The 25,151-nt window shown below is 67.7% G+C and carries 25 protein-coding genes; 16 read left to right on the top strand and 9 right to left on the bottom strand.

Annotation, left to right across the window (positions count from 1 at the left end; genetic code table 11):
• The first annotated feature begins 63 nt into the window (after positions 1-63).
• The 3 genes from FDZ84_RS02015 (at position 64) to hisG (ending at position 2,175) form a co-directional block, all read left to right on the top strand.
• Positions 64-753 carry an HAD family phosphatase gene (locus FDZ84_RS02015; RefSeq protein ID WP_256413649.1) on the top strand — a complete coding sequence of 230 codons (690 nt, stop codon included), beginning with the start codon at positions 64-66 and terminating at the stop codon, positions 751-753.
• 274 nt (positions 754-1,027) lie between these two features.
• Positions 1,028-1,291 (top strand): phosphoribosyl-ATP diphosphatase, encoded by a 264-nt coding sequence (locus FDZ84_RS02010; RefSeq protein WP_168584456.1) that lies wholly within the window; start codon positions 1,028-1,030, stop codon positions 1,289-1,291.
• Positions 1,292-1,326: 35 nt separating this feature from the next.
• Positions 1,327-2,175: an ATP phosphoribosyltransferase gene (gene hisG, locus FDZ84_RS02005; protein WP_168584455.1), complete on the top strand. Its 849-nt coding sequence runs from the start codon at positions 1,327-1,329 to the stop codon at positions 2,173-2,175.
• Between the two features lie 258 nt (positions 2,176-2,433).
• On the opposite strand, the gene FDZ84_RS02000 is transcribed toward hisG, so the two are convergent.
• Positions 2,434-3,324, bottom strand: coding sequence for a RecB family exonuclease (locus FDZ84_RS02000; RefSeq protein WP_168584454.1), 891 nt, complete (start codon positions 3,322-3,324; stop codon positions 2,434-2,436).
• Between the two features lie 89 nt (positions 3,325-3,413).
• On the opposite strand from FDZ84_RS02000, the gene FDZ84_RS01995 reads away from it, so the two are divergent.
• The gene (locus FDZ84_RS01995) at positions 3,414-4,553 is read left to right on the top strand and encodes a site-2 protease family protein (RefSeq protein ID WP_168584453.1); all 1,140 of its coding nucleotides are present in this window, start codon (positions 3,414-3,416) and stop codon (positions 4,551-4,553) included.
• Positions 4,554-4,686: 133 nt separating this feature from the next.
• The gene (locus FDZ84_RS01990) at positions 4,687-5,520 is read left to right on the top strand and encodes a tRNA (adenine-N1)-methyltransferase (protein WP_246868733.1); all 834 of its coding nucleotides are present in this window, start codon (positions 4,687-4,689) and stop codon (positions 5,518-5,520) included.
• Positions 5,521-5,589: 69 nt separating this feature from the next.
• Here the strand turns inward: FDZ84_RS01990 and FDZ84_RS38475 are convergent, their stop codons facing one another.
• Together FDZ84_RS38475 and FDZ84_RS01980 are read right to left on the bottom strand one after the other, a co-directional pair.
• On the bottom strand, positions 5,590-6,342 hold the full coding sequence (locus tag FDZ84_RS38475; RefSeq protein ID WP_168584451.1) for a hypothetical protein: 753 nt from the start codon (positions 6,340-6,342) through the stop codon (positions 5,590-5,592).
• Positions 6,343-6,379: 37 nt separating this feature from the next.
• Entirely contained in the window at positions 6,380-7,030 is a 651-nt protein-coding gene (locus FDZ84_RS01980; RefSeq protein ID WP_168584450.1) for a hypothetical protein, read from the bottom strand.
• Positions 7,031-7,553: 523 nt separating this feature from the next.
• Between FDZ84_RS01980 and arc the strand changes: the two genes are divergently transcribed.
• From arc to prcA, 6 genes are all read left to right on the top strand, one after another.
• On the top strand, positions 7,554-9,341 hold the full coding sequence (gene arc / locus FDZ84_RS01975; RefSeq protein WP_168589730.1) for a proteasome ATPase: 1,788 nt from the start codon (positions 7,554-7,556) through the stop codon (positions 9,339-9,341).
• Between the two features lie 255 nt (positions 9,342-9,596).
• Complete coding sequence (locus FDZ84_RS01970) at positions 9,597-10,547, top strand: aldo/keto reductase (protein ID WP_168584449.1); 951 nt, start codon at positions 9,597-9,599, stop codon at positions 10,545-10,547.
• 218 nt (positions 10,548-10,765) lie between these two features.
• The gene (dop, locus tag FDZ84_RS01965) at positions 10,766-12,265 is read left to right on the top strand and encodes a depupylase/deamidase Dop (RefSeq protein ID WP_168584448.1); all 1,500 of its coding nucleotides are present in this window, start codon (positions 10,766-10,768) and stop codon (positions 12,263-12,265) included.
• A 161-nt stretch (positions 12,266-12,426) separates the two neighbouring features.
• Positions 12,427-12,618, top strand: coding sequence for a ubiquitin-like protein Pup (locus FDZ84_RS01960; protein ID WP_010310552.1), 192 nt, complete (start codon positions 12,427-12,429; stop codon positions 12,616-12,618).
• A gap of 139 nt (positions 12,619-12,757) precedes the next feature.
• A complete protein-coding gene (gene prcB / locus FDZ84_RS01955) occupies positions 12,758-13,603 on the top strand; it encodes a proteasome subunit beta (protein ID WP_168584447.1) in 846 nt (281 codons plus the stop codon).
• Positions 13,604-13,660: 57 nt separating this feature from the next.
• Positions 13,661-14,422, top strand: a complete 762-nt coding sequence (gene prcA / locus FDZ84_RS01950; RefSeq protein WP_168584446.1) for a proteasome subunit alpha — start codon at positions 13,661-13,663, stop codon at positions 14,420-14,422.
• A gap of 139 nt (positions 14,423-14,561) precedes the next feature.
• On the opposite strand, the gene FDZ84_RS01945 is transcribed toward prcA, so the two are convergent.
• Both FDZ84_RS01945 and FDZ84_RS01940 read right to left on the bottom strand, forming a co-directional pair.
• A complete protein-coding gene (locus tag FDZ84_RS01945) occupies positions 14,562-14,774 on the bottom strand; it encodes a DUF397 domain-containing protein (protein ID WP_168584445.1) in 213 nt (70 codons plus the stop codon).
• 20 nt (positions 14,775-14,794) lie between these two features.
• On the bottom strand, positions 14,795-15,652 hold the full coding sequence (locus FDZ84_RS01940; protein ID WP_168584444.1) for a helix-turn-helix transcriptional regulator: 858 nt from the start codon (positions 15,650-15,652) through the stop codon (positions 14,795-14,797).
• Between the two features lie 171 nt (positions 15,653-15,823).
• Here FDZ84_RS01940 and FDZ84_RS01935 point away from each other — a divergent pair, with 171 nt between their 5' ends.
• Positions 15,824-16,036 carry a zinc finger protein gene (locus tag FDZ84_RS01935; protein ID WP_168584443.1) on the top strand — a complete coding sequence of 71 codons (213 nt, stop codon included), beginning with the start codon at positions 15,824-15,826 and terminating at the stop codon, positions 16,034-16,036.
• A 43-nt stretch (positions 16,037-16,079) separates the two neighbouring features.
• Positions 16,080-16,370, top strand: a complete 291-nt coding sequence (locus tag FDZ84_RS01930; RefSeq protein ID WP_168584442.1) for a hypothetical protein — start codon at positions 16,080-16,082, stop codon at positions 16,368-16,370.
• A gap of 294 nt (positions 16,371-16,664) precedes the next feature.
• Here the strand turns inward: FDZ84_RS01930 and FDZ84_RS01925 are convergent, their stop codons facing one another.
• Complete coding sequence (locus tag FDZ84_RS01925; RefSeq protein WP_168584441.1) at positions 16,665-17,201, bottom strand: DUF3558 domain-containing protein; 537 nt, start codon at positions 17,199-17,201, stop codon at positions 16,665-16,667.
• Positions 17,198-17,611: a hypothetical protein gene (locus FDZ84_RS01920; protein WP_168584440.1), complete on the bottom strand. Its 414-nt coding sequence runs from the start codon at positions 17,609-17,611 to the stop codon at positions 17,198-17,200. Before FDZ84_RS01920 ends, FDZ84_RS01925 begins: the two co-directional genes overlap by 4 nt.
• A 650-nt stretch (positions 17,612-18,261) precedes the next feature.
• On the opposite strand from FDZ84_RS01920, the gene FDZ84_RS37595 reads away from it, so the two are divergent.
• From FDZ84_RS37595 to drmB, 3 genes are all read left to right on the top strand, one after another.
• Positions 18,262-18,816, top strand: coding sequence for a hypothetical protein (locus FDZ84_RS37595; RefSeq protein WP_210435395.1), 555 nt, complete (start codon positions 18,262-18,264; stop codon positions 18,814-18,816).
• Positions 18,817-18,942: 126 nt separating this feature from the next.
• Positions 18,943-21,399, top strand: coding sequence for a DISARM system helicase DrmA (gene drmA, locus FDZ84_RS01915; RefSeq protein ID WP_210435394.1), 2,457 nt, complete (start codon positions 18,943-18,945; stop codon positions 21,397-21,399).
• Positions 21,396-23,270, top strand: a complete 1,875-nt coding sequence (gene drmB / locus FDZ84_RS01910; protein ID WP_210435393.1) for a DUF1998 domain-containing protein — start codon at positions 21,396-21,398, stop codon at positions 23,268-23,270. The genes drmA and drmB overlap by 4 nt, the downstream gene beginning before the upstream one ends.
• On the opposite strand, the gene FDZ84_RS01905 is transcribed toward drmB, so the two are convergent.
• The gene (locus FDZ84_RS01905; protein ID WP_210435392.1) at positions 23,242-24,321 is read right to left on the bottom strand and encodes a hypothetical protein; all 1,080 of its coding nucleotides are present in this window, start codon (positions 24,319-24,321) and stop codon (positions 23,242-23,244) included. The two genes, drmB and FDZ84_RS01905, sit on opposite strands and share 29 nt — an antisense overlap.
• A gap of 32 nt (positions 24,322-24,353) precedes the next feature.
• The gene (locus tag FDZ84_RS01900) at positions 24,354-24,872 is read right to left on the bottom strand and encodes a DUF4365 domain-containing protein (RefSeq protein WP_246869109.1); all 519 of its coding nucleotides are present in this window, start codon (positions 24,870-24,872) and stop codon (positions 24,354-24,356) included.
• Positions 24,873-25,151: the final 279 nt, after the last annotated feature.

The raw sequence follows: 25,151 nt of genomic DNA, 5'->3' as shown, positions 1-25,151 counted from the left end.
GCCCGGATGCTCTACTGGAGGCGGCCCTGGTCCCAAACCTCCTCCCGGAACGGAGAATCCCGAGTGACCCGCGACGCCGGTCAGACCTCGCCCGCCGCAGTGCTGTTCGACATGGACGGCACGCTCGTCGACTCCGAGAAGTTGTGGACCATCGCGCTGGACGACTACGCAAGGCATCGCGGGGGCGCGCTCACCGACGCCACCAGGGAGGCGATGGTCGGCTCCAACATGGCGCGCAGCATGCGGATGTTGCTGGCCGATGCCGGGATCCCGGACACGGACGCCGAGGTAGACGCGGCGGCCGAGTGGGTCACGGCCCGCATGGAAGAGCTGTTCGAGCGGGGCCTGCCGTGGCGGCCGGGCGCGCAGGAGGCGCTGCGCGAGGCCCGCGAGCTGGGCATCCCCACCGCGCTCGTGACCTCCACGATCCGGTCCCTGACCGAGCTCGCGCTGGAGACCCTCGGCCGCGGCTCGTTCGACCTGACGGTCTGCGGCGACGAGGTGGACGGCAAGAACAAGCCCGACCCCGAGCCGTACCTGAAGGCCGCGCGGCTGCTCGGCGTGGACCCCGCGGACTGCGTCGCGATCGAGGACTCGCCGACCGGCGTGGCCTCGGCGGAAGCCGCCGGCTGCCTGGTGATCGCCATCCCGTGCGAGGTGCCGCTGCAGCCCGGCCCGCACCGGGTGCTGCGCGACTCGCTGGCGGACGTGGACTTCGCCGCCCTAGGCGAGCTGTTCGTGCGAGCGGCGTGATGATCGAAGTCCCGATCGTCCTGGTCGGCTACGGTCCGGTCGGACGCGAGTACGCCGGACTCATCCGTTTCGACGAGACCGCGCGGCGGGCCGGGCGGTCGGTGCAGCCCCGGAGGCGCCGCGCTGGCCATGATCAAGGACACGCTCGGCGCGGCGCTGGAGGCGACCACCGGGTTCCGGTGAGTTGGCCACCAGATGACGTGTCGTGATGGAACCCGTAAACGACCGGGTCCGCCGTCGAGGCCGGCGACCCGGGATGCAAGGATCGTGCACTGTGAAGACCTTCGACGAGTTGTTCGCCGAACTGCAAGAACGGGCCCGCACCCGACCGGCGGGCTCGGCGACGGTAGCCGCGCTCGACGCCGGGGTGCACGCCCAGGGCAAGAAGGTCATCGAAGAGGCCGGCGAGGTATGGATCGCCGCCGAGCACGAATCGGACGAACAGCTCGCCGAGGAGATCTCGCAGCTGCTGTACCGGCTGCAGGTCATCATGCTGGGGCGCGGACTGTCCCTTGAGGACGTGTACCGCTACCTGTGAACCCGACCCAGGAATAACCGAGGAGATCGAGGCCCATGCTGCGTGTGGCTGTGCCCAACAAGGGCACGCTGGCCGGTCCCGCATCCGAGATGCTCGCGGAAGCCGGGTACCGGCAGCGCCATGAGCAGCGGGACCTGACCGTCCTGGACACCGTCAACGAGGTCGAGTTCTTCTTCCTGCGCCCCAAGGACATCGCGATCTACGTCGGCTCCGGCGAGCTCGACCTGGGGCTCACCGGCCGCGACCTGGCCCGCGACTCCGGCGCGCCGGTCGAGGAGCGGCTCGCGCTCGGCTTCGGCGGCTCCAAGTTCCGCTACGCCGCCCCGGCTGGCCCGCACGAGTGGACCGTCGCGGACCTGCAGGGCAAGCGGATCGCCACCTCCTACCCGAAGCTCGTCGCCGACGACCTCGCGCAACACGGCGTGACGGCCGACGTCATCCGGCTCGACGGCGCGGTGGAGATCTCCATCCAGCTCGGCGTCGCGGACGCCATCGCCGACGTCGTCGGCTCCGGACGAACGCTGCGCCAGCACGGCCTAGTGGCCTTCGGCGACCAGATCTGCAACTCCGAGGCGGTAGTCATCCAGCGGCGCGGCTCGGACGAGGAGCAGGCGAAGAACCAGCTCATCGCCCGGCTGCAGGGCGTGGTGTTCGCCCAGCAGTACGTGATGCTGGACTACAACTGCCCGCGCGAGCTGCTCGACGACGCGACCAAGGTGACCCCGGGCCTGGAGTCGCCGACCATGTCGCCGCTGGCCGACGACCGCTGGGTGGCGGTGCGCGCGATGGTCTCCCGCAAGGAGGCCCCGGCAATCATGGACCGCCTCGCGGCCGTCGGTGCCAAGGCGATCCTGTCGTCCGACATCCGCGCCTGCCGCCTTTAAGAGCCTGTTGGTGAATGGTCTGGGTGGGTGGTCGCAGCGGAACCTGAGAGGTTCCCTGGACTGCGGGTGCCCCTCCTGATGTATGTCCAATACGCGGCGGAGGGGCCGTCCTCGCAAGAAAACCTCGCAGAACCCGCCGATGGTCGTCTTGGCAAGGTGAATGCAAGCGGCTACGCCGCTTCCAAGGCGCGGACGGCATTCACCAAAAGGATCTAAGAGCCCCCAGGCTCGTTCTGCGGCCCGGGTCCCGGGGACCGGTCAGTCGGTGCGGTCGAGGACGGATTCGGGGCCCGGGTCAGGCTCCGGCCAGCCCGGGTAGGGCGGCGGGGTGCCGCCGAAGGCCGGGCACAGCGGCTTGTGGTCGCAGTAGTCGCACAGGCGGCTCGGATTCGGCCGGAAGTCGCCGGTCTTGCCCGCCCGCAGGATCGCCTGCCAGATCGCCTCCAGGGTGCGCTCGAAGCGGCGCAGCTCCGTCTCGTCCGGCGTGTACGCCAACCGCTGCTTGCTGGCCAGGTACATCAGCAGCAGCTGGCGCGGGATCTCGCCGCGGGTGCGCCACAGCACCAGGGCGTAGAACTTCATCTGGAACATCGCCTTGGCCTCGCCGATCTCCCGCGGCGCGGCACCGGTCTTGTAGTCGACCAGCCGGATCTCACCGGTCGGGGCCACGTCGACCCGGTCGATGAACCCGCGCAGCAGCACCCCGGAAGCCAGCTCGGTCTCCACCCGCAACTCGCAGGCCTCCGGCTCCAGCCGCTGCGGGTCCTCCAGCTCGAAGTAGGCGTCCAGCAGCGCGTTCGCCGACTCCAACCAGCCCGCCAGCTCCGGGTCGCCGGGCCCGTCGAACAGCTCGCCCAGCTCGGACTGCTGCGCGAGCAGCTCCTCCCAGGCTGGCTGCAGCAGCGCCCGCGCCCGCGCCGGGTCGCGCTCGGCCGTCGGCAGCCCGAACAGCCGCTCCAGCACCGAGTGCACCACCGTGCCGCGCACCTGCGCCTTGGTCGGCGTTTCCGGCAACCGGTCCACGGCGCGGAACCGGTACAGCAGGGGGCACTGCTTGAAGTCGCTCGCGCGGGACGGGGACAGCGCAGGACGCCTGGTCCCGCCGTCCTGGAGCGTTCCGTCTGTTGCCGCCTGCGCCGATTCCGCCATGGCCCGAAACCCTAAACGAGCGGACCGACACGCGATCACCCCCCGCACGGATCACAACCGCCTCACGCGTGACGCACTACCCTGCCTGCATGCCGTCGACCGCATCCCCGCCTGCCCGGCCCAAACCGAACGACGGCGGCCTGCTGCTGTGCCGCGTCGCCGGAGTGCCGGTGCTGCTTTCGCCGTCGTGGTGGCTCGGGGCGGCGCTGATCGTGCTGCTGTACACGCCGCTGGTGGGCCGGATCCTGCCGGACGCGGGCATCTGGGAGAGCGCGGTGCTGGCGGCGGTGTTCACCGTGCTGCTCGCGGTTTCGGTGCTGCTGCACGAACTCGGGCACTGCATCGTCGCGCTGCGCCTGGGGCTGCCGGTGCGGCGTGTCCGGCTGTTCCTGCTCGGCGGCCTGTCGGAGATATCCCGGACGCCGCCTAAGCCGGCCCAGGAGGGCCTGATCGCCGCGGCCGGGCCGGCGGTGTCGATGGTGCTGGCGGTGGCCACCGGCATCGGCTGGTTCGCCCTGGTGCCAGGCGGCGCGATCTGGTTGCTGGTGGCGCAGACCTGCGTGGCGAACCTGGCCGTGGCCGTGTTCAACCTGCTGCCGGGGCTGCCGCTGGACGGCGGCCGGATGCTGCGGGCGCTGACCTGGCAGATCACCGGGAAGCGTGGAGCGGGCACCACGGCGGGCGTGATCGGTGCGGGAGCGGTCGCCGCGGCCCTGATCGCCTGGGCGCTGGCCGGGCTGCTCGACGACGCCCAGGACCAGTGGCTGCGGCTGGGCGTCTGCGTGCTGATGGCGTGGTTCGTGGTGGCCGGGGCCAGCGCCGAGCACGCCGCCGAGCAGCGCAAGAGCTGGCCGGTGGGGCTGGAGCTACGCGAACTGGTGCGGCCGGTCCTGCAGCTCCCGGCGGAGAGCCCGGTGGGCGATGCGCTGCTGGCGGCGGCGGGCCGGGGAGTGGTGCTGGTGCGCGCCGACGGCATCGCGGTCGGCCTGCTCGACCAGACCGCGGCGGAGCGGCTGGCGACCCACGCGCCCAACGAACCGGCCGAGCGAGCCGCCGAACCGGTGGACCCGGACACCATCCTGCTCGACAGCGAAACCCCGGACGCGATCCTGGAGCGCGTCCAGTCGGTGCTGGCCTGGCAGTTCCTGGTGGTCGACGGCGAAGGCAGGCCGAGCGGAGTGCTGCGCCGCGAGGACCTGCGCAGCGCCTTGCGCTCCCGTCGCGGGTGACGGCGGGGTCTTCTCGCTTTCGCCATGCCCGCCACCCGCACCGCCGGGCAAGCCGCCGGGCAAGCCGCCCCGGATACTCCTTGGCCCTTCTGCGACGATGGTGTGCTGTACCAGCGTGGAGAGTAGGCAGCAGTTGAGCAGCACCGCCAGCGGTGAGTTCCAGCCCGGCGACCGGGTCCAGTTGACCGACCCGAAGGGCCGCAAGTACACGGTCGTCCTGGAGCGGGGAGGGGAGTACCACACGCACCGCGGTGCGCTCGCGCACGACGCCCTGATCGGCAAGCCGGAGGGCTCGGTGGTGGCCTCGGCGGGCGGCACGTCGTTCCTGGCGCTGCGCCCGCTGCTGGCCGACTACGTGCTGTCCATGCCGCGCGGCGCCCAGGTCATCTATCCCAAGGACGCGGCGCAGATCTTGATGTGGGGCGACATCCGGCCGGGCGCGCGGGTGCTGGAGGCAGGTGCCGGATCTGGCGCGCTGAGCTGCTCCCTGCTGCGCGCGGTCGGCCCGGAGGGCAGCGTCACGTCGTTCGAGGTGCGCGAGGACCACGCGGAGCACGCGGAGCGCAACGTGCGGCGGTTCTTCGGCGAGAAGCCGGACAACTGGACGCTGCAGCTGGGCGACGTGCAGGAGTACGACGGCGAACCGGTCGACCGGGTGGTGCTCGACATGCTCGCGCCGTGGGAGGTCCTGGAAACCGTCCACGGCAAGCTGCGCCCAGGCGGGGTGCTGATCGTCTACGTCGCCACGACGACCCAGCTATCCCGGATCACGGAGGCGATCCGCGAGCAGCAGAACTGGACGGAGCCCCAGGCCTGGGAAACCCTCCTGCGCCCGTGGCACGTGGTGGGCATGGCGGTCCGCCCCGAGCACCGGATGGTCGCCCACACGGCGTTCCTCCTGACCGCCCGCCGCCTGGCCGATGGCGTGACCCCACCCCGGGTGCAGCGCCGCCCGAGCAAGGGCTGACGTGAAGCGGCCCGCCGCGATCCGGTTCCAGGGATCGGGGCGGGCCGCTACCGATTGATCAGGTATGGATCAGCAGAGCTTCCAGGAACCGTCTTCGACGACCAGCTTGAACTCCTCATCGATCGGCTGGTTGGGGATCATGTCGGCCACGTTCTGACCCATGATCTCGACGTCGGCGGTGATGCTCACGTTGCCGGTGATCTTGGCCGTGGCGGTGTTGTCGCCGTTGTCCTTGACCTCGCCCAGCTGCATCTCGATCTTCATGCCGTCGATCAGCTTCTGGATGTCGGAGTCGGTGACGCCGAATTCCTTGAGCTCGTCGAACTCGCCACTCTTGCCTTCGAAGGTGTCCAGCATCTTCTGGAAGTCTTCCTGGTCCTTCTTGCAGGCCAGCGGCTGCAGACCGGCGAAGTCCTTGGAGTTGATCATGTCGACGCCCTGCTGGGCGACCTTCCGGGGGTCGCCGGGGCCCCCGGTGAAGACCACGACCAGGATGATCACCAGGCCGATGACGAGCAGACCGCCGACGCCGCCGAGGATCCAGGGGAGCGGGGATTTCTTCTTCGGGGCGTCGAAGCCCGGCTGGCCGACCCCTGCGCCCTGCGGCGGGTACGGGGGCTGCTGGCCGTAGCCCTGCTGCGGCTGCGGCCCGCTCTGCGGGTACGCGCCGCCCGGCTGCCCGTAGCCCTGCTGGGGCTGGCCGCCGCTGGGCGGGTAGGCGCCGCCGGGCTGCTGCGGCTGGCCACCGCTGGGCGGGTACTGGCCGCCGGGCTGCTGCCCCCAGCCGCCCTGTCCGGGTGGCTGCTGCGGTGGGTACGTCATGGGTCCTCCCCCGTTTTGAAATTCTCAGATTGCGGGCTCACTGGTCGAGTTGGCAGACCTTCCAGGTGCCGTCCTCCACGATCAGGCCCATCGTCTGGTCCACAGTTGTGGACGATCCGTCGGCCTCGTAGGTTCCGGTCAACTTTGCGGTGGCCTGGTCGCCACGCTCGGTGACGTTGCCCAGCTTGATGTTGAACTTCCACTGCTTGAGCTGGCCCATGTCGTTGTCCAGCTGGGCCTTGTTGGACTGGCAGAACAAGCTGCTGACGCCGGCGAAGTCACCGGCGTTGACCTTGTTCACGACCTCCTGGGCCACCGGGCGGGCCTCGCCGGGGCCGCTGCCCAGCCAGAAGAACACCCCGACGCCGATCCCGGCGACTACGACCAGCGCCCCGACCAGGCCGAGGATCAGCGGCAGCTTCGACTTCTGCTGCTGCGGCGGCTCGACGTCGGCGAAGCCGCCCGGTTCCTGGAGCCAGGAACCGGGGCCGAACTCGCTGCCCCATTGCGGGGCCATGGGAGCCTGCTGCGGCTGTTCCTGCCCCTGCTGGCCCCAGCCGGTGTGCTGATTGCCGTACCAGGCGGGCTGCTGCTGCGGGGTTCCCGGCGGGCCCTGCTGCGGGAATCCGTTGCCCACGGGTTGCTGGCCCCACCCGCCCGGTTGAGGCTGTTGTGGCGGATAGGTCATGAACTCCTCCCCCGGAGTGGTGTTGAGTCTCGCGGCCGCGGTGTGCGCGCGGCGGCCGTAAGTAGATCAGAGCCCGCGGCGCAAGGTGCACGGAGTGGACTTTTGGCATCCAAACGTCACGGAGCGTTCTTCTCCGGCGTGAGTGGTATCCGAGCGCAGTTGTTCCAAATGATGGGAGAAGTGCTGCGTGTGCCAATGTGCGGACCGCCGCAATGCCACCCGGTTGCCGGATCGGTTAACCCGGATGTCCGCCGACCGCCGCGATCCGCGTGGCGCCACGGAAAACCGGTGCTCGAGGGGCCGAGCGACCCGGCGCGGAACGTATCGAACGGACCATGATCGTCAACGCAACGTGTCCGCCCGGCCGGGGAATCGCCCGACCCACGGGTACCAACCTGGCCCACCTCGTGGGTATTCGCGGATTTTTGTGGCACGCTGGGCGATCCGGCAGGCATCAACGACGCCGCCGTCGTCGGTGATCGCCGGTACCGTGGTGGTACGAGCACGGGAGGAGGGTGCCGACATGCAGCACGACCGTCCCGGCAGCCGACCTGAGGAGGGCGGCGAGCAGTACAGCGCTGGCTCCGAACTCCGCAGCCAGATTCGTCTCCTCGAGGACGAGGTTGCGCTGCTGCGCCGCAGGCTCAACGAGTCTCCCCAACAGGTCCGGTTGCTGGAAAAGCGGCTGGCCGAGGCATCCGAGAGAGTGAGTCAGCTCACCGAACGGAACGCCAAGCTCACCGAGACCCTGAAGGAAGCGCGGGGCCAGCTGATGGCGCTGCGCGACGAAGTCGACCGGCTCGCCCAGCCCCCCAGCGGCTACGGCGTGTATCTGCACCGCTACGAGGACAGCACGGTCGACGTGTTCACGTCTGGTCGCAAGATGCGGGTGGCGGTGTCGCCCAACGTCGAGACGGAGGAACTGAGACTGGGCCAGTCAGTGCGCCTCAACGAGGCCCTGACGGTGGTGGAGGCTGGTGCGTTCGAGCAAACCGGTGAGGTCTGCACCTTCCGGGAGCTCATGTCCAGCGGTGCCGGGGAGAGCCCCCGGGCGCTGGTGCTGGGCCACACCGACGAGGAACGCGTGGTGTGGGTCACCGAACCACTGGCCGCGTCCGGCCTGAAGGCGGGCGATTCGGTGCTGGTCGACAGCAAGGCGGGCTACGCCTACGACGTCGTGCCGAAGGCCGAGGTCGAAGACCTCGTGCTGGAGGAGGTGCCCGACGTCGGGTACCAGGACATCGGCGGTCTCGCCGGCCAGATCGAGCAGATCCGGGACGCGGTGGAGCTGCCGTTCCTGCACTCCGACCTCTACATCGAGTACCAGCTGCGGCCGCCGAAGGGCGTGTTGCTGTACGGCCCGCCGGGCTGCGGCAAGACGCTGATCGCCAAGGCCGTCGCCAACTCGCTGGCGAAGCAGGTCGCCGCCGCGCGCGGGGACGACGACGGTCAGGCCAAGTCCTACTTCCTGAACATCAAGGGCCCCGAACTGCTCAACAAGTTCGTCGGCGAGACCGAGCGGCACATCCGCCTGATCTTCCAGCGGGCTCGCGAGAAGGCCTCCGAGGGCACCCCGGTGATCGTGTTCTTCGACGAGATGGACTCGATCTTCCGGACCCGCGGCAGCGGGGTTTCCTCCGACGTGGAAACCACCATCGTGCCGCAGCTGCTCAGCGAGATCGACGGTGTCGAGGGGCTGGAGAACGTCATCGTCATCGGCGCCTCCAACCGTGAGGACATGATCGACCCGGCGATCCTGCGCCCGGGCCGGCTGGACGTGAAGATCAAGATCGAGCGCCCGGACGCCGAGTCCGCCAAGGACATCTTCTCCAAGTACCTGACCAAGACACTGCCGATCCACGAGGAGGACCTCAAGGAGTTCGGCGGCGACAAGGGCGCGTGCGTGGAGGCGATGATCCAGACCACGGTCGAGCGGATGTACGCCGAGACCGAGGAGAACCGGTTCCTGGAGGTCACCTACGCCAACGGCGACAAGGAAGTCCTGTACTTCAAGGACTTCAACTCGGGCGCGATGATCCAGAACATCGTGGACCGGGCGAAGAAGGCGGCCATCAAGTCGGTGCTGGAGACCCGCCAGCCGGGTCTGCGCGTGCAGCACCTGCAGGACGCCATCATCGACGAGTTCGCCGAGAACGAGGACCTGCCCAACACCACCAACCCGGATGACTGGGCCCGCATCTCCGGCAAGAAGGGCGAGCGGATCGTGTACATCCGCACCCTGGTCAGCGGGAAGAACCAGGAGTCCGGGCGGGCCATCGACACGGCCACCAACACGGGCCAGTACCTGTAAGAGCCTTTTGGTGAATGGTCTGGGTGGGTGGTCGCTTAGCGGAACCTGAGCGGTTCCCTGGACTGCGGGTGCCCCTCCTGATGTATGTCCAATACGCGGCGGAGGGGCCGTCCTCGCCAGGAAACCTCTCAGAACCCGCCGATGGTCGTCTTGGCAAAGTGAATGCAAGCGGTAAGGAAGCAGCCGGGGCCGCCATCCTCGCGCGGGTGGCAGCCCCGAGCTGTGCGGCGCGGTGACAGCGGTTACTTTCCAGGCATGATCCCAGCCCAACAACCCGTACAGCGCCTAGGACTCGGCCTCGCCGCGCTCGGCAGGCCCGCCTACATCAACGTCGGGCGCGCCGATGTGCTGCCCGTGCAGCGCACCGCGCAGGCGATGCGGGAACGCACCCGAACGGTGCTCGACGCCGCGTACGCCAACGGGATCCGCTGGGTGGACACGGCCCGCTCCTACGGCAGCGCCGAGCAGTTCCTCGCGGACTGGCTGCGCGAACGCGGCCACCAGGACGTCACGGTGTCCAGCAAGTGGGGCTACGCCTACGTCGCGCAGTGGCGCATCGAAACCGAGGTGCACGAGGTGAAAGAGCACTCGGTGGAACGCCTGCGCACCCAGTGGGCGGAGACCCGGACGCTGCTCGGCGACCGGATCGACCTGTACCAGGTGCATTCGCTGACCACCGGCAGCCCGCTGTTCGAGGACCTGGTGCTGCAGCACGAGCTGGCCCGGATCCGGGACGCCGGGGTGCTGCTGGGCTTCTCCACCAGCGGCGCGGCGCAGGGCGACACCATCGAACGCGCCTGGGAGATCGAGGTCGGCGGGCGGCAGCTGTTCGGTGCCGTGCAGTCCACCTGGAACACCCTGGAGCCGTCCGTGGGCCGGTACCTCGCCGAGGCGCACACGGGGGGCTGGCGGGTGCTGGTGAAGGAAACCCTGGCCAACGGGCGGCTCGCGGTGGACCCGCCACCGGCGCTGGCCAAGATCGCGGACCGGCACGGCGTGGGGCCCGACGCCATCGCGCTCGCGCACGTCCTGCGCCAACCCTGGGTCGGCGTGGTGCTGATGGGCGCGGCCAGCGTCGAGCAACTCGAGTCGAACCTGGCGGCGTGCCGGGTGGAACTGACCGATCGGGACATCGACGCGCTCCGGCCGCTGGCCCGCGACGCCGCGACCTACTGGGGCGAACGAGCCGACCTACCCTGGCACTAGGGCGTTCCCCCGGGTGGGTCCGCAATTTCAATGGAAATCGAACCTTCGATTTCAATGGAAATTGCGGGGATCCGGGTCGTTGAACCACTCTCCCCGATCGTCGCATCCACCCTTCGAGGCACACGCGTTACGCCGAATCGGGTCACGGTTCGGACCCGTCCGATACCTGTGGCGTGCGGCACTCCGCTTGGTCGGTGATACCCCGTACGCTGCGTGGTATGCGGCGGATCATGGGAACCGAGGTCGAGTACGGCATCGTCGTGCCGGGCGACTCCAGCGCCAACCCGGTGCTGACCTCCACGCACATCGTGCTGGCCTACGCGGCGGCGGCCGACATCCCGCGGGCGCGGCGCGCGCGCTGGGACTACGAGGTCGAGTCGCCGCTGCGCGACGCCCGCGGGTTCGACCTCAGCGCCGCGGTGCAGCAGACCAACGGCTCGGACGGCGATGACCTCGGCGCGGCCAACGTCATCCTCACCAACGGCGCGCGGCTGTACGTCGACCACGCGCACCCGGAGTATTCGGCACCGGAGGTGACCAACCCGCGGGACGCGGTCATCTGGGACAAGGCCGGCGAACGCGTCATGGAGGAGGCGGCGATGCGGGCGGCCAGCGTGCCCGGCACCGCGCCGATCCAGCTGTACAAGAACAACGTCGACGGCAAGGGCGCCAGCTACGGCACCCACGAGAACTACCTGATGTCGCGCAGCACCCCGTTCACCTCCGTGATCGGCGGCCTGACCCCGTTCTTCGCCTCCCGCCAGGTAATCTGCGGGTCGGGCCGGCTCGGCATCGGGCAGGCGGGCGAGAAGGCCGGGTTCCAGCTCTCCCAGCGCTCCGACTACATCGAGGTCGAGGTCGGCCTGGAGACCACCCTCAAGCGCGGCATCATCAACACCCGCGACGAGCCGCACGCCGACGCCGACAAGTACCGGCGGCTGCACGTCATCATCGGCGACGCGAACCTCGCGGAAACCTCGACCTACCTCAAGCTCGGCGCCTCCGCGCTGGTGCTGGACATGATCGAGTCCGGGCAGCGCTTCGACGACCTGAAGCTGGCCGACCCGGTGCAGGCCGTGCACCTGATCAGCCACGACCCGACCCTGAAGCAGACCGTCGAGCTCACCGACGGGCGCCGGTTCACCGGCCTGGACCTGCAGCGCGCCTATCACGAGCGCGCCGCCCGGCACCTCGACGAGCGCGGCGCCGAGCGGACGGCCCGCGACGTGCTGCAGACCTGGGGCGAGGTCCTGGACCTCCTCGGCGGTGACCCGATGGACTGCGCCGACCGGCTGGACTGGCCCGCCAAGCTGCGGCTGATGGAGAGCTACCGGACCCGCGACGGCCTGGGCTGGGCGTCGCCGCGGCTGCACATGATCGACCTGCAGTACTCCGACGTGCGGCTGGACAAGGGCCTGTACAACCGGCTGGTCGCCCGCGGCTCGATGAAGCGCCTGGTCAGCGAAGATGAGGTGCGGGACGCGGTCACCGCGCCGCCGGAGGACACCCGCGCCTACTTCCGCGGCCGGTGCCTGGAGCGCTACCCGGCCGAGGTGGCCGCGGCGTCCTGGGACTCGGTGATCTTCGACCTGGGCCGGGAATCCCTGGTGCGCATCCCGACGTTGGAACCGCTGCGCGGCACCAAGGCCCACGTCGGCGCGCTGCTGGAGGCCGCGGCCAGCGCCGAGGAGCTGGTCGACTCCCTGACCAAGGGGTGAGACTCCGGGAAAACCACGTTTTCGCACCCGTCAGGCCGGTGCGTTGATCGGAATACCGCCCGGCTGGGCGTGGGCTAACGGGTGTCGGATGGGTAGTGTTCACAGCAGGGGGTCCCTGCTGTGGGGACAACACCCGAAAATGCAACCACCGGGAGGGCAAGATGTCCCAGGAGAAGGTGCAGCGGCACGGCGGCGGCGAAGGCGACGAAGAGCAGGGCCCGGAGGCCGCCGGTCAGGAACGTCGCGAGAAACTCGGCGAGGACGTCGATGCCATCCTGGACGAGATCGACGACGTCCTGGAGGAGAACGCCGAGGACTTCGTCCGCGCCTACGTGCAGAAGGGCGGCCAGTAGTCCGCGGGTCCGATCCGACGCCGTCCGCACGGGCCGCTCCGGGCCGGCCCCTCCGGCCCGGCGTCGCCCGCTGCGCGCCGGGTCATGATTAGAGTGCTACCGAAGTCGCAAGCCCTTCGATCGGGAGACGATGTCGCTGATGGAACCGAGCTCGGCCCAGTTCCCGGGTCAGGCCCTGCCCGCCGCCTACCTCACGCCGGGGTCTTCCTCGTTCACCGACTTCCTCCGCGCCACCGCGCCCGAACTGCTGCCCGGCGGCCGGGCGGTGCCGGAGGGGACGGTGCAGGCCCCGCACGGCACCACGATCGTCGCGGTGGCCTTCCGCGGCGGCGTGCTGCTCGCCGGTGACCGGCGAGCCACCATGGGCAACCTGATCGCCCAGCGGGACATGGAGAAGCTGTTCGTCACCGACGCGTATTCGGCGGTGGGCATCGCCGGTACCGCCGGTGTGGCTCAGGAACTCGTCAAGCTGTACGCGGTCGAACTGGAGCACTACGAGAAGCTCGAAGGCATCCCGCTTTCGCTGGACGGCAAGGCGAACAAGCTGGCCACCCAGCTGCGCGGCAACCTGGCGGCCGCGATGCAGGGCCTGGCGGTGGTGCCGCTGTTCGTCGGCTACGACACCGAGGCCGAGGACCCCGACCGCGCCGGCCGGATCGTCTCCTACGACGTCGTCGGCGGCCGGTACGACGAGGTCGGCGGCTACCACGCGGTCGGTTCGGGTTCGCTGTTCGCGAAATCGGCGCTGAAGAAGCGCTTCGACCCGGACGCCGACCTGGACACCGCGGTGCGCTCCGCGGTGGAGGCGCTCTACGACGCGGCCGACGACGACACCGCCACCGGCGGTCCGGACGTGTCCCGGCGCATCTACCCGTCGGTCATCACGATCACCGGCGCGGACGGCGCCGTGCGGATGCCCGAGGAGCGGACCTCCGAGATCGCCACCGAGGTGGTCAACGGCCGGTTGGAGAACCCCGGCGGCTGACCCAGGCCAGATCCAACCCGCCTGCAGCGAGCTGATTCGAACCAGGAGTGCACAGCTGTGACGATGCCGTTCTACACCTCCCCCGAGCAGTTGATGCGGGAGCGCTCTGAGCTGGCCCGCAAGGGCATCGCGCGGGGCCGCAGCGTGGTGGTGCTGAAGTACGCCGGTGGCGTGCTGTTCGTCGCCGAGAACCCGTCGCCGACGCTGCACAAGGTCGCCGAGATCTACGACCGCATCGGATTCGCGGCGGTGGGCCGCTACAGCGAGTTCGAGGCGCTGCGGGTGGCCGGCGTGCGCATCGCCGACGTCCGCGGGTACTCCTACGACCGCCGGGACGTCACCGGCCGGTCGCTGGCCAACACCTACGCCCAGCACCTGGGGGCGATCTTCACCGAGCAGATCAAGCCGTTCGAGGTGGAGATCTGCGTGGCCGAGGTCGGTTTCACCGCCGAAACCGACCAGCTGTACCGGTTGACCTACGACGGGTCCATCGTGGACGAGCCGCAGTACGTAGTGATGGGCGGCCAGGCCGACGCGATCGCCAGCACGCTCAAGGATTCCTTCAGCGACGGGCTGGAGCTGGCCGCCGCTGCCGAGCTCGCGATCCGCGCGCTGTCCTCCGGCGGGGAGAGCTCGCGGGAGCTGGGCGTCAAGCAGCTGGAGGTCGCCGTGCTCGACCGCGCCCGGCCGAACCGGACGTTCCGCCGGATCACCGGTGCGGCGCTGGAAGCGCTGCTGCCCAAGCCGGAAGAGGCTTCGGACGCTGAGTCCGACGGCGGCGACACCACTTCCGGCGACGGGGCCGAGAACGACAAGTAACCCGATCGTGCCCAGGTGCAGGGCACCTTTCGCCAAGCGGCAAGCACCTGGAAGATGCCCTCTTCCCGCCCCTGGCACCCTGTTCTGAACCGAGGGCTCCGTCCGATCGAGATCGGGCGGAGCCCTCGGTCAGATTCGGTCAGCTCAGGTCGTGTTTACCGGTCTGCACGTCGCGCAGGAAGGCCGACCACGCCGAGGTCGTGAAGGGGAGAACTGGGCTGGCGTCGCCGAGCTTGCTGTCCTTGACACCGGCGGCCCCTGGGACGTGCGCCACCATGACACAAGCAGCTCCACCACCGTTGCTCCGGCTGCTCTTTCGCCACTGCGCCTGGGTGAAGTCGGGGGTGAACATGACGTGCTCCCTTGTTGTGCCTACAACTCGCGGGCGAGCCGGTTGAGGAAGGCGATCGACTCCTTCTGGCTCAACGCCTTGGCCCGCAGCGCGCTGTAGTTCAGGTTATACGTCTCGACTTCGGTCGGGTCCTCCAAATAGAGGCAACCTGTCAGGTAATCGGCGTATGCCACGTCCGGGTCGTCGTGGTCGGGGAAGGACAGCAGGATGAACGGCGCGCCGAGCGCGGGTATCGCGCCGGCACTGAACGGCAGCACCTGAACCGCCACGTTCGGCAACTTGGCGCTGGTCACGAGATGCCTGAGCTGCTCGCGCATCACCTCGGGGCCGCCGACGAGCTGGCGCAGCGCCGATTCGTGGATGACCGTCCGCAGCGTCAGCGGATCCGCCTCGCGCAGCCGCGCCTGCCGCTGCGCGCGCAGATCGGCGCGCTCCTTCATGACGACCTCATCGGCCGTCGGTATCCACGCCCGGATGAGCTCGGTGGCGTAGCACTCGGTCTGCAGCAGGCCGGGAATCAGCTCCGCGGCGAACTCCCGTACCTCGGTCGCCTCGGACTCCAGCCCGACGTATTCCTCGAAGTTCGACGCCAGCGTGTCCTGCCCATACCGCTGCCACCAGCCCTTCTGCCTGGCCTGCAAGGCGAGCGCGACATACTGGTCGCGTTCGGCTTCGGGGACGCCATAAACCGTGGCCAAGGCAATGACTTCGGCAGGGCCGGCGCCCTTCTCGGCGTTCTCGAAACGACTGAGCTTCGCCTTCGACCAGTCCAGTGCCGCCACCACATCGTCCTGGCGCAGCCCGGCTTCCGCGCGCCAACGCCGGATTCCCCGGGTGAGCTTGCGCAGCCGCACCGTCGGACTGACCCGCTCTTCCATCGTGTCCTCCTCGTATCCCGATCGCTGTGTCGATCATGACAGAGGCTGAAACTTCCGCGCATTCGCTCATTCGTGTGCAAAATCGGCTGATCAGGTTTTCGTAGTTGCAAATGTGGAAGTTTCACGAGATCTTCGTTCACGTTCTGATCTTGGGCGGTGAAGGGAAAACCCGTGAACGAGTACCTGACCTACATCTGGCGTCCGGTGGCCGGCGGGCGTCACGCATTTCCCATCGCGGCGAAGAAAACCCCGGCTGGCGAGCGGGTCGCGGCCTACTGCGGTGCGGAGGCCGACTCGGCCGAACTACACGACCGCACCGAGGTGGACTGGATCCGCGAGGACTCCTGCATGAAGTGCTGGCGGATCATCGCCGACCGCAACTGACCGGCTACGTCGCCCGTTCGCCCTTCGCAATCAAGGAGATTCCATGTTCTGGCTGCAGCTGAGCACGCTCGTGCTGATCAACCTGCTCATCGTCGCGCTGATCGCCAGCTCCTCCACACTGCGGTCCCCGCTGTTCACCCGAGTTCAGTATGTGGGAGCGGATGAAGGCGCCTACAACGTCTGGGATCTCATCGCTCAGGTCGAAGCCGAACGCGATGCCGAACGCGAAGCCGAACAGGATTGCCTGGTGGAGCGACCATATCGGCCTGAGCCACCTCGTTTCCCGCAATTTGACCCCGACGAACCCACGGGACGGCATCACCTACGCCCCTAGCGGTACAGCCTTCACGAGTGCGGGCTCCGGTAAGAAGCCGGAAGTTCCGCTCCCCAAACGGCTCCCCCGAGCCGGGCCGGTGCGACTGCCTTCCCCGACGCGCCGCATCGGCCCACCTCCGGTGGCCGGGCGCACCGAACCCCTCCCACCCGCGCCCGGCCACCGTCGACTCACCAGGACAGTGGCCTCACTGCCTGTCTTCGAACTCCGGTGCGGCCGGTGCTGGGGGACGTTGTCGCAGGTCAGGTGTCGTGAGTGCGAAAACCGGCTCTTACCGGTTTTCGCACTCACGACTCACTTCGGGAACCTGGAAGCGGTCTGGTTGGCGATCTTCTCCGCTTCGGCGCACGCATCGACGGAATCCTGCATGGCGCCGCTGACCATGTAAATCGCGACGCCTCCGCCGGCGTCGACAAGGACGGTGCAGCCCCCGGTGCCGCTCACCCCAGCCTCAGCGGCCAGGGCGCCGGTGCGACCACCAAAGGTTTTGTCGTTGTAGAAGTCCCAACTTCCGTTTTCCCGGTATGAAGCCACGGTCTCGTCAGCGTTCTTCTGCAAGGTGAGAGACATTTCTTTGCCTTCCCACCTGCAGCCTGGCTCGAAGCTCAGGGGCGAGAAGGTCTCGCTTTGGGTAGGAAGGCCCCAGGACGTCAGCTCGTCTGCTTTGAAAAACGTGCATGGGTCGAAACTCGCCAGCGCGCGCTCTGGAGCAGGAGAGGTGGACGTCTTTTGCGTGTCGCCGTCGCTGCGGTTCCCGTTAGAGCACGCCGCAAGCCCAACCAGGGCTAGGCCGGCGGCACCTGCGATCAGTGACCGGGAGAACACACTCACTGCATACCTCGCCTCAAGTCGTCGGCGTTCTGTTCGTCGGTGGCACGATAGTCCCTGGCAGCTGCCCGGAAAGCGTCGGCTTGCTTCTTCAACTCGGCCTGCATCTGCCGGATCAACGCGAACGCCCCAGCCTGCGGGTCGTTCGCTTTGTCCTCGAAACGTTTAGCCAACTGCTGGCCGTCCGGGTAGTTGCCCAGCCCCTCAACGCGGGCGATTGCTCGCGCCTCGTCAAACAGGGTCCTCAACCCGTTGCTCTCGTCTTCGCAGCGTTTGGCGGCTTTCTCGGCCGCTTCGGGGTCCAGGGTGAGTTTCCCGGCACCCACCTGCTGGTTGATCCACTGTGTCTGCGCCGCGATGGCCCGCAGGCCTTCCTGCGCTCCGGTGAAGGCGATGTCCGCCGCCTCTGTCATCCCAGCCCCCTCTGGACTCTGCGATCTTCCCCCCGAGAATGATCAACACTTTAGCGTGACACTGTCCTGACTGAGACGGCTTCGACGAACTCGCTCACGTCGAAAATCACCCGGTCTTTCACCGGGTAAACCCCCACTTCGGCAAGGATTGGTCACAAATCGTGAACAATCAGGTGCCTACGCTGTTGGCAGATCGCGCAGCTCTCGCGGGTACCGATCGGTCTTCTTCAACCGGGTCCTGACGTTCCGGCCCCCAAACCGCTGTCGGCCCTGTTCGCTACGGTACGTCGCGTGGATGAACTGCCCGTGCTCGAAGCACCGACCGAAGCGGAGATCCGCGACGAACTGCAGCGGCTCGTCGTGGCCGATCTGCACGGCCCGCTCGGCGGCGAGGACGAGGAGTTCCTCAGCGGCGAGAACCCCATTGACCGGTACCCGTTGGGGCGGCTGGCGCCGAAGAACCAGACGATCGACCCGAATATCCAGGAAGATCTGGCCGAAGCCGACGGCGCCGACACCTCGGACCCCGACCCGGAGCCCAGCTCGCCGAACGTGCCGAGCCTCAATCCATCGGCGATGGGCTTCACCGCGCGCGTGCTGGCCGACGTCGTCCAGCTTCGGTCACCGCGAGGTGGGCGCGATACGAGCAGGTGCGCTCCGAGCGCGAGGACACCGCTGGACGCCTGGTGTGGAAGCGCGTTCAAGCGGGCGGAACGGTGCCGGTGCCGCTCGTCGCCGAGGGCGACTTCGAACCCACCGCGCCGGACCCGGATCAACCGGATGTCGTGGTACGCGGCCGGATCAGACGCGTCGAAGGCAACTGGTTGGTGTCGTTGTTCCTGGAAAATCAGCAGAGTCAACCCGACAAGAAACGGCATGCCCCGTCGTGGGTCTTCCAGGTCGAGCTGGCGGCCGAAAGCCCGACCGGTGCGGCCGCATTCCTGCCCCGGCCCGACCGAGACCAGGGCAGCGATGCCGACGACCGGGCGGAGCAACGCCGGCTCGCCATGGCCTACCGATTCCATCCGGAGTTCGCGACCGGCAGTGGCACCGCGGTGCACGCCACCATCTCCGGGGACAACCCAATGCGGGCAACGAAGATCCGCACCCGCAGCATGCCGGAATACGAGATTCCCCGACCGATGTCCCGCGCCCGGATACCGACCCTGACCTTCCCGAGCTTGCCGATCTCGAACTGGGCATGAACCGGCTCGCCGAGCTCGCCGAAGCCGGTGCCGGGCAGCTCACGGCAGTCCTTGAACCGCTGGTCAGCGGGTACCGGTCATGGATCAAGCGCAATCTGGCGGCCATCGAGGAAACCGACCAGCACCTTGACGATTTCGCCGAAACCGCACGCGACAACCTCGCCGTGGCAGGCGCGGCTGCCGATCGCATCGAGGCTGGCATCAGGTCGCTACACGACGACACCGCACGGCGGGCGTGCGCCTTCGCCAACCGCGCGATGCATCTCCAGCGGCTACATACCCAGATCGCAGCTAAACGGCGGGTCGAACCGAGCCGGGGTCTCGCCGACATCGCCGCTGAGGTCACCGCCGGCCGACACACCGCGCTGGCGGCCATTCCAGCTCGCGTTCGTCCTGCTGAACCTGCCGGCCCTGGCCAACCCGCAACACCCAGAACGCTCCGGCACCAGGGAACAGTCCATCGCCGACCTGCTGTGGTTCCCGACCGGTGGTGGTAAGACCGAGGCGTACCTCGGGCTGACCGCGTTCACCATCGCGGTCCGCAGGCTTCAGCCCAGCTACGGTGACCTCGATGCGCACGGCGGTGTCGCCGTCCTGATGCGCTACACACTGCGGCTGCTGACGATTCAGCAGTTCGAACGTGCCACCACGTTGATCTGTGCCGCCGAAAAGCTCCGGCGCGAGGAACCGGGAACCTGGGGAGAAAAGCCCTTCCGCATCGGCCTTTGGGTCGGTGCCCGGGTCACCCCCAACAAGACGGACAAAGCCGAGACCTGGCTCAAGGAACTCAAGCGCCAGCGTGGCCGGACCGGGCGTGGCCAGGGCTCGCCGCATCAGCTCACCAGCTGCCCCTGGTGCGGCAGTGCCATCGAGCCGGGGCGCGACATCAGTGTGGACGTCAAGACCTACCGCCGGACCCGGGTGATCTGCCCGGACGTCTTCTGTCCATTCGGGACAGTGCTGTCGGTCGAAGGCTTGCCGATTCTGGTGGTGGATGAGGAGATCTACCGGCACCCGCCGGCTCTCCTGATCGGCACCGTGGACAAGTTCGCCCAGCTACCGTGGCAGGGCGAGACGGCCACTCTGTTCGGCGCGGTCAGCAAGCGGTGCGAACGGCACGGCTACGTCACCGAGGACATCGCGGCGACCGACTGGGAGAGCACCCGGCATCCAGCGACGAACGACGCCCCGGCGGCACGGACCGTCGGCTGTGCCAGGCTCCGTCCGCCGGAGTTGATTATTCAGGACGAGTTGCACCTGATCACCGGGCCATTGGGTTCCCTGGTCGGGCTCTACGAGAGCGCCGTCGACCGCCTGGCGAGTTGGCGCGACCCTGAGACAGGTCGCATGGTGCGGCCGAAGGTTGTCGCCAGTACCGCCACGGTTCGACGCGCCAACCGGCAGATCAGTTCGCTGTTCGACCGGCAAACTCAGGTGTTCCCGCCCGCCGGGCTGACCGCCGCCGACAACTTCTTCGCCCGTCAACGGGACACCGCCAAGCAGCCAGGACGGCGGTATGTTGGGATCTGCGCGCATGGCACCCGTATCAAGTCCACCATGATCCGCGTTTACGTGTCGGTTCTCGGCGCCGCCCAGCGGCTGCACGACAAGTACGGACGCAACCCGATTACCGACCCGTATATGACCTTGGTCGGCTACTTCAACAGCCTTCGCGACCTCGGTGGGATGCGCCGGCTCGCCGACGACGACGTCAGCAGCCGCCTCAAGCGAGCGGACGCCCGGGGGCTGGCCAAACGATTCGACCTGGAAATAAGGGAGCTGACCTCACGGCTGTCGTCCGACGAGATCAGGCCCCTGCTGGACCGGCTGTCGGTTGCCTTTCCGCGCAGGCGTGACACGCCCCGCCCGATCGACCTGCTGCTGGCGACGAACATGATCGCGGTCGGTGTCGACGTGTCCCGGCTCGGCGTGATGGTGGTGTGCAACCAGCCCAAGTCCACCGCCGAATACATCCAGGCGACCAGCCGTGTAGGCCGTGCCGCGCCCGGACTCGTGTTCACGGTGTACAACTGGGCGCGCCCACGGGACCTGTCGCACTACGAAGGTTTCGAGCACTTCCACGCCACCGCCTACCGCCACGTCGAAGCGCTATCGGTCACACCGTTCGCAGAACGAGCCGTGGACCGCGGGCTGACCGGCGTGCTGGTGTCCCTGGTCCGCGGACGCAACCTGGCATACAACGGCAACCTGCGCGCCCAGGATTTCGACCGCGATTCCGAGGTGGCCGACCACATCGTCGGCTACCTCAAACGCAGGGCCAAGGACGCCAGCCGGGAACGGGCGATCGGGCAGCGAGTGGAAACTGAACTCGAGGACCGGCTGCGCCATTGGAATCAGCAGCGCTTGACCTCGGGCCGTCGGCTCGCATACTCGAAACCGCCGAAGGCCGACGACATCGCGGGACTTCTGCACCATCCCTCCGAGGGGACGTGGTGGAAGACAACCTGCCCCAACTCGCTGCGCGACGTCGAGCCCGCGATTCCGTTGCTACTGCGACCAACCGACACGGACACCGCCGAACCACCGTTCCGGCCGCCGTCGAACGACGAGGAGTACCAGTGACCGAGGTGGGGACCGACCGGGAGATCCGGGTCGGGGCGCTTCGCCCGAATCAGCTGCTGCACACCTATGGTGTGGGCGCGATGGCCGACCTGCCCAATCTGTCCGTGGTGATGCTCGGGCTCGACTACTGGAACCTTGAACGATCCCGGACCGTACCGGAGGAGCGCCTCCTCGCCGCCGTTCGCGCCAAGCTCGGCAACCAAGTCGATACGTTGCGGCTCCCGCCCTACCTGCCGGAAACCTGGGACCCCTTCGCCGAATGGACGCGAGTGGGCGTTCCGGTCGGGCTCTTTCCGGGCTGGCTCCGGTGCACGAACTGTGGCCGGCTCGGGCGGGTAGGAGACGGGCTCTTTTATCGCCTGGACAACGTGGTCCGGCCCGAGCAGACCCGCTTCGTTCACGACTGCCGAGGAAAGGGATACGGCCGCCCGGTCGCGGTCCCGGCCCGTTTCGTGCTGGCCTGCGAGGACGGACATCTCGACGACTTCCCATGGTTGTATTTCGTGCATCGTGGAGGGGAACCCGGGCCGGGGCATTCACTGAAGATGAGCGAAACCGGCAGCACCGGTGAGGCCGCTGATGTGTTCGTCACGTGCGACCAAGACGGGTGCGCGAGCCGCCCCATGTCGGAGGCATTCGGGGAGGCCGCCGAGCAGAACCTGCCGGCCTGTCGAGGACGTCACCCGCATCTCGGGACATTCAGTGAATGCGCACGGCAAACCCGCACACTGGTGTTGGGCGCGACGAACAGCTGGTTTCCCATGCAGCTGCGTGCGATCACGTTGCCGCGCGCCAAGAACCCGATCGATCATCTCGTGGCGGAGTACGCCGAACAGCTGCAGTTGCTCGCCGCGCTCGATGCGGCAACGGCGAAGCGGCTGATGCCCACGCAGACCTGCTGGCCGCAGCTGGAGCCCTACGGCCCCGACGCTGTCTGGCAGGCACTCAAGCGGCACGCGGACACCGACGGCTCGGCCGAGGACGCAGTTGAAGACCTTCGGACACCGGAGTGGAAGGCGTTCACCGACGCCGAGACCGTCAATCTTCCGGATTTCACCACCAAGCACGAGGGTGTGCCGCAGACGGCCAGGAAATGGCTGGACAGAGTCGTACTGGTGCCACGGCTGCGCGAGGTGGCGGCGCTCTACGGGTTCACCCGCATCGATGCGCCGGAGTGGGACGTGCAGGACACGCCTAGCGATCGGTCTGCACCTCTGTCCAGCGCAGATCCGAGCTGGGTTCCGTGTGCGGAGATGCGTGGCGAGGGGATCTTCCTGCGATTCAACGAGGAACGAGTAGCGACGTGGGAACGGAACTCGGAGGCGCTGAAACGCGAGCGCACCGTGTTGATCCCCGCATTCAAGAAGTGGTGCCAACAGCGCCGACTTCCCGATAACGACTGGCCCGGACTTCGCTACGTTCTGCTGCACACGGTAGCCCATGTGCTTATTCGTGAGCTCGCACTGGAATCCGGATACAGCGCGGCCGGCATCGGTGAACGGATCTACGCGACCGACGGGCCCGCTCCGATGGCGGGCATCCTGCTCTACACCGCCGCACCGGACAGCGAGGGAACGTTGGGCGGCTTGGTGTCGCTCGGTAGCAAGGAAAGGCTTGGTCAGCTGATAGAACGTGCACTCGACGCGGCGACGCGGTGCAGTTCAGACCCGTTGTGCTCAGAGCATGATCCGACAACGCACGGCCGGTTGCACGGTGCGGCCTGCCATGCGTGTCTGTTCGCTTCAGAAACCAGCTGTGAGCGGGGAAATCACTTCCTGGACCGGGCCCTGCTCGTCGACACGCTCGCGCACTCTGGGCTCGCGTTCTTCACCGGCGCAGCGGTCAGTCCTCGAGCACCTCGAACTCGGTGACCGCGCTCAGCTCTGGCTGCCTTCCGGAGGTTTTCACCAGACCAACCGCGCGCACCCGCTTCCTGCCCGGATGGGACTCGTGAGCCAGTTCGTAGTACCGGTTGGGCAGGACAACAAGGACCCGCTCCGTTGATCGGCCCTGCGGCGTCGTCAGCACCCCGGCTATCACGACCACGCCCTGTTTGTCCGGTCGGTAGCTGCGAAGTTCGACGACCCGTCCCTCGATCTGAGCCTCTCGGTGCGCAGGCAAATCCCTCAGGTACTGGCCGGCCTTCTTGATGCGGCTGATCGACTCGGTGTCGAAGTGAAGATCTGGGGTGGGCCGTTCCATCGGCAGCGTCGCGGCCCAGGCGAACTTGATCTCGAACGCGCTGTTCCCGAGCGCACCTATACTGCTCAACGCCTCGCATAGATTGGCTGACACACCACTGGCGATATGCTCGGCGAACGGCCTTGAGCCGTCGGGCAGGTCGGTGTCTGCGGCTGCTCTGTGCGCCGAATTCATGGCCAGGTGGAGATGGTCCAGGACTCTCCGCGATGGCGAGCCGGCCGGGCTGCCAGCACCCGTCAGCGGTGTTTCAACGCGGAAAATGTAGCTACCAGGAGCCGTCTGCCCTAGCCGGACGCCGCCGATGAAATCCCACGCTTCCGGCGGTTTCTGGCTGGGCAGCACGGCCATCGGCTCAGGTAGGTGTGCCGACGCCGCGGCGGATAGGAAAAGGTCGTGAACTCCCTTGACTGCCTGATAACCGTGATGCAGCGGAGTCGTACCACTGGGCGAGTCCGGCATGGTACGGATGTACTGGACGTCAACCTGAACCGACAGTAAGTCTTGCAACACGTCGGCGGGTTCGCGCTGCTCGACGTCCGCCACCGTGGCGAGCAGTTCTATCATCCGCCGCGGGTAGTCGCGGAACGTGTTGTTGGGCGGAGCTAGGACGTCGGTCTCGTTCCCCGCGGGGCCGTGTGTCCAGATCGTCGCTTGGTTGTAGTGGTCGGCTTCGTACCAACCTGATGCCCGTAGATAGGTGGCGATGTCCTCGGGTTTCACTGCGACGAGCAGATCTGCGTCCGGGTAGGAAGTCATCGGCGAACCTCCTCGTCATCCTTGCCCTCGATGAGGTCGCGCAGTGAATCCACGGTGAGCAGATTGGTCGCGGGCACGTCCACCGACACGGTTGCCTGGACCGACGGATCCACCAAGTCCCGTCCCTGCAAGTGAACCCAGTAGGCGGCGTGGCTCAAGATGAGCTGTCCTTCCCCACCCACCGCGTACTGAGTCGCGTCCGCGGGGACGATCACCAGGAAAAGGTACCGGCGTAGCGGAAGCGCCGAGTCGGCGAGATCGTTGAAGTGGTTCGCCTGCATCCGGTATTTCCAGACACCGTCACGCCAGGTGGCTTGCGACCGGGACCAGGACTTCACCTGGACATCTATCTTCGGATGCCTGCGGCCTACGAGTCGGCCCTTATGGCCGAGCGTGAAGTCTTCGCCCGTCACGTCCGGATACGGTCTCGAAACCGTTAATCCCGCAGCCGTTGCCAGCACCGCGACGAACGCCTCGCCGAAGACGCCTTGGTGCTGGTTCGGATCCAACGCCATGCTCACCACTTCACCTGACTGCACTGATCACTCAGGCCATTTGATCTTAATCATTACAACAGGTCATCTGTTTTGCCCGAAAGTCATCCGAATGGCTTACTTCTTTCGGTAGCGGTGTGCCACAGGTATCGGGAGCTGTCTGGTGCGTGTACAGGGCGCCGAGCACGTGCTTCTCGGCTGCCAGTAGGTCGTGGGCACAGCCGCGCTCGGAGATCCGGAGCGGGCACCCAGTCGGTGTCATGACCGCTTGGATGTTGCCGCCGTGCTGGTCCGCCGACC

It is taken from the genome of Saccharopolyspora sp. ASAGF58 (assembly GCF_012277335.1).
GTDB lineage: Bacteria > Actinomycetota > Actinomycetes > Mycobacteriales > Pseudonocardiaceae > Saccharopolyspora > Saccharopolyspora hattusasensis.
This window is presented reverse-complemented; position numbering and strand designations above follow the sequence as displayed.